Below are 4,025 nucleotides of genomic sequence, written 5' to 3'. Positions count from 1 at the left end.
CGCATAACTTTGGCTCGAGGGTCGAAGTTCTTATAGACGCGATGGCCGAATCCCATAAGGCGGAACGGGTCGTTCTTGTCCTTGGCTTTGGCAACGAACTCGTCAATGTTGGCAACGTCACCGATCTCATTAAGCATACTTAGAACGGCTTCATTTGCACCGCCGTGTGCTGGCCCCCACAGAGCTGCGATACCTGATGCGATACACGCAAAAGGATTTGCACCAGTAGAGCCGGCTAGACGAACTGTCGAGGTTGACGCGTTTTGCTCATGGTCGGCATGAAGCATAAAAATACGGTCCATCGCGCGAACAATTGCAGGGTCAAATGAGACATCTCCTGCAGGAGTGCTGAACATCATGTGAAGGAAGTTCTCAGCGTAATCTAGGCTGTTGCGTGGATAGATGAACGGTTGTCCGATGGAGTATTTGTAGCACATCGCGGCGATCGTCGGCATCTTCGCGATTAGGCGGAATCCGGCGATCTCACGGTCTTTAGCGTCGGAAATATCCATAGAGTCGTGATAGAACGCGGACAATGCACCAACGACACCGCACATGATCGCCATCGGGTGAGCATCGCGACGAAAGCCTCGGAAAAACTGGTGTACTTGGTCGTGAACCATTGTGTGGTTGCGCACAGTGGCGCGGAATGACTCACTCTCTTCTTTGGAAGGAAGTTCTCCGTGAAGGAGTAGGTGGCATAACTCGAGGTAGTCGGAGTTTTCAGCTAGCTGATCGATTGGGTAGCCGCGGTGTAGAAGAACACCCTTGCCGCCATCAATGTAGGTGATTGATGACTCACATGCCGCTGTGGAAACGAACCCTGGGTCATAAGTAAACAGGCCTTCGGACACAAGGCCGCGTACGTCGATTACGTCAGGGCCTACTGTGCCGGAATACATTGGTAAGTCGATGGTTTTACCATCTACCAATAACTGAGCCTTTTTATCAGTCATTGCGCTCTCCTATTGCTCAATACTACCCAAAGCGATGGCTTCGCTCCGGTTTTTATGGTGTTCGGACTATTATTGCAAAACGCTGCTATCGCGTCACTAATACTAATGTAGCAAACGGTGCGAAGCATTGTTATTGCAAGGTTGTTGCTCGAGCGATTTGAAGGTTTTGGGCTGCTTAGCCCCCTAGTATCGTCAGTGGCGGTTCACTATAGGGGGTTAGCCATAATTGTCAATCGTCGCCGCTATAACTAGCCTGAATAACCATAAAAATTAATACTTTGTTTGTGTTTGTTGTCCTGCCTCAATATAATTCTGGCGCCGAATCACAGCTGTTTTTCGCCGCTTGACGATTCTGTACTATGGTTGCTCGCAACCAACGTCGATGTGCAGTGATATAAAATTGATTTTCATGCGTATCGTTTCCGCCAGTTAAGCGTTTTGTCGCTTGTCACTTTAAATGAGAGAAGAGAGCCGTGGAGAATAAAAGACCAGTCAATCTAGATTTGACTCAATTTAGCTTCCCTTTGCCTGCGCTTACTTCGATTGCGCACCGTATTACCGGTGTCGCTTTATTCGTAGGTTTGGTGTTTTTAATGTATGGACTGGATTTGTCCCTTCAAAGCGAAGAAGGCTTTAATCAGGCCAAAGCCTTATTGGATTCGTTCTTGGCGAAACTGATCATTTGGGGAGTTGTCTCCGCATTGCTCTATCACTTGGTCGCCGGAATCAAGCATTTGATTATGGATACAGGTGTTGGTGAAACTCTAGAGGGCGGTTTGCTTGCTGCAAAAGCAACGATCGTCATCTCTGTTGTACTAATTGTTCTCGCTGGAGTATGGATATGGTAGCTAGTGTTACGAGCTTGGGTCGAAATGGCCTCTATGATTGGCTGATTCAGCGATTTACAGCTGTAATTTTGGCGGCCTACACAATTTTTATTTTGGGGTATTTGGTTCTTAACCCTGATTTGAGTTATGCGCAATGGAGTGGTTTATTCGATTGTACTCCGATGCGTATATTTTCTCTTCTAGCTCTTTTCTCGATTGGCGCCCACGCATGGGTTGGTCTTTGGACTATTTCTACTGACTACATGAAGGCGACGGGTGTTCGAGTTATTTTTCAAGCTGTATGCGGTGTGGCGATGTTCGCCTACGTCGTGTGGGGCGTTCAGATTTTGTGGGGGTAGTCTAAATGAAAGGATTAAGGACGCTAAACTACGATGCTATCGTAATCGGCGGCGGCGGTTCCGGAATGCGTGCTGCATTGCAGCTAACAGAGTCAGGCGTTAAGACTGCTTGTATCACGAAGGTGTTTCCTACTCGTTCCCATACGGTATCTGCGCAAGGTGGTATTACCTGTGCGATTGCGAGCGCGGATCCAAACGATGATTGGCGTTGGCACATGTACGACACCGTTAAGGGGTCGGATTATATTGGTGACCAGGACGCGATTGAATACATGTGTTCTGTCGGACCGCAAGCCGTATTTGAACTAGATCATATGGGATTGCCTTTCTCGCGAACAGAAGAGGGTCGTATTTATCAGCGTCCTTTTGGTGGTCAGTCTAAGGGGCCGGATGATCCAACTCAGGCTGCGAGAACGTGTGCTGCCGCGGATAGAACCGGCCACGCTCTTCTTCATGCTTTGTATCAAGGCAACCTTAAAGGTGGCACTACTTTCCTCAATGAGTGGTATGCCGTAGATCTTGTTAAGAACCAGAAGGGCGCAGTTGTTGGCGTAATCGCAATCTGCATTGAGACTGGTGAAACGGTCTATGTGAAGGCGAAAGCAACGGTAATGGCTACGGGTGGGGCAGGCCGTATCTATCAGTCAACGACGAATGCCTTGATTAACACTGGCGACGGTATGGGTATGGCATTGCGTGCTGGGTTCCATGGCCAAGACATGGAAATGTGGCAGTTCCACCCAACCGGTATTTATGGTGCAGGTACTCTGGTCACAGAGGGTTGTCGCGGCGAGGGTGGTTACCTGATTAATAGTGAAGGTGAGCGATTCATGGAGCGATATGCTCCAAATGCGAAGGATCTTGCCGGTCGTGATGTTGTTGCTCGCTCTATGGTTCTCGAAATTCTTGAGGGCCGTGGGTGCGGTCCAAATAAAGACCATGTCTTGCTTAAGCTTGATCACCTAGGTGAAGAGACTTTGAATCTTCGTCTTCCGGGTATCTGTGAGCTTTCCAAGACGTTTGCCCATGTCGATCCTGTTAAGGCGCCGGTTCCAGTTGTTCCTACGTGTCATTACATGATGGGCGGCATTCCTACCAATATTGGTGGTGAGGCGATCATGCAGAATCCGGATGGAACGGATCAGATTATTGAGGGTCTATACGCTTGTGGCGAAGCGGCATGCGTATCAGTGCATGGTGCGAATAGGCTTGGGGGTAATTCGCTTCTTGATCTTGTTGTGTTTGGTCGCGCAGCTGGTTTACAAATAGAGAAGTCGATTCGCGAAGGTTTGACTCATGATGAGGCAAGCGATTCCGATATAGAGAGTGCCTTAACTCGCCTCAATCGTCTTAACAGCTCTTCTAGCGGTGAAAGTTCTGTCGCGATTAAAGAAGACCTTCAGAAGACGATGCAGCTATACTTCGGCGTATTTCGTGAGGGAGAAAGTATGCAGAAAGGTCTCAAGCTGCTTGATGAAATCGGAGAGCGCCTCAAGAACGTATACTTGGACGACAAGAGCCAGGCTTTTAACACCGCGCGGATTGAGGCTTTGGAACTCGACAACCTCTATGAAACTGCAGTGGCGACGGCGATTAGTGCTGAGGGGCGTAAGGAGAGTCGAGGAGCGCATGCTCGCAACGACTTCACTGAGCGTGACGATGAGAACTGGCTGAAGCATTCTATCTTCAACCCGGTCACGAAGGAGTTGACTAAGCGGGACGTTAATTTCGCACCGAAAACCGTTGAGGCTTTCCCGCCTAAAATACGTTCTTACTAGGAGATATCAATGTTAGTTAGTATTTATCGATACAATCCTGAGAAAGACCAAGTGCCTTACATGGAAGATGTTGAGGTTGAGATTCCTGAAGGTAAGGATTTGATG

General features: G+C 48.6%; 4 protein-coding genes and 1 pseudogene. 4 read left to right on the top strand and 1 reads right to left on the bottom strand.

The window, feature by feature from the left end:
• Nucleotides 1-956 (bottom strand): citrate synthase (gltA, locus tag A3751_RS08010; RefSeq protein WP_068454141.1); only part of this gene is annotated, 956 nt, incomplete at its 3' end.
• Nucleotides 957-1,429: 473 nt separating this feature from the next.
• On the opposite strand from gltA, the gene sdhC reads away from it, so the two are divergent.
• From sdhC to sdhB, 4 genes and pseudogenes are all read left to right on the top strand, one after another.
• Complete coding sequence (gene sdhC / locus A3751_RS08005; RefSeq protein WP_068454138.1) at nt 1,430-1,804, top strand: succinate dehydrogenase, cytochrome b556 subunit; 375 nt, start codon at nt 1,430-1,432, stop codon at nt 1,802-1,804.
• Nucleotides 1,798-2,142, top strand: coding sequence for a succinate dehydrogenase, hydrophobic membrane anchor protein (sdhD, locus tag A3751_RS08000; RefSeq protein ID WP_068454135.1), 345 nt, complete (start codon nt 1,798-1,800; stop codon nt 2,140-2,142). The genes sdhC and sdhD overlap by 7 nt, the downstream gene beginning before the upstream one ends.
• Before the next feature lie 5 nt (nt 2,143-2,147).
• The gene (gene sdhA, locus A3751_RS07995) at nt 2,148-3,920 is read left to right on the top strand and encodes a succinate dehydrogenase flavoprotein subunit (RefSeq protein WP_068454133.1); all 1,773 of its coding nucleotides are present in this window, start codon (nt 2,148-2,150) and stop codon (nt 3,918-3,920) included.
• A 9-nt stretch (nt 3,921-3,929) separates the two neighbouring features.
• Nucleotides 3,930-4,025 (top strand): annotated as a pseudogene (gene sdhB, locus A3751_RS22130) (succinate dehydrogenase iron-sulfur subunit); the annotation flags it as partial.

The organism is Oleiphilus sp. HI0080 (assembly GCF_001635135.1).
This window is presented reverse-complemented; position numbering and strand designations above follow the sequence as displayed.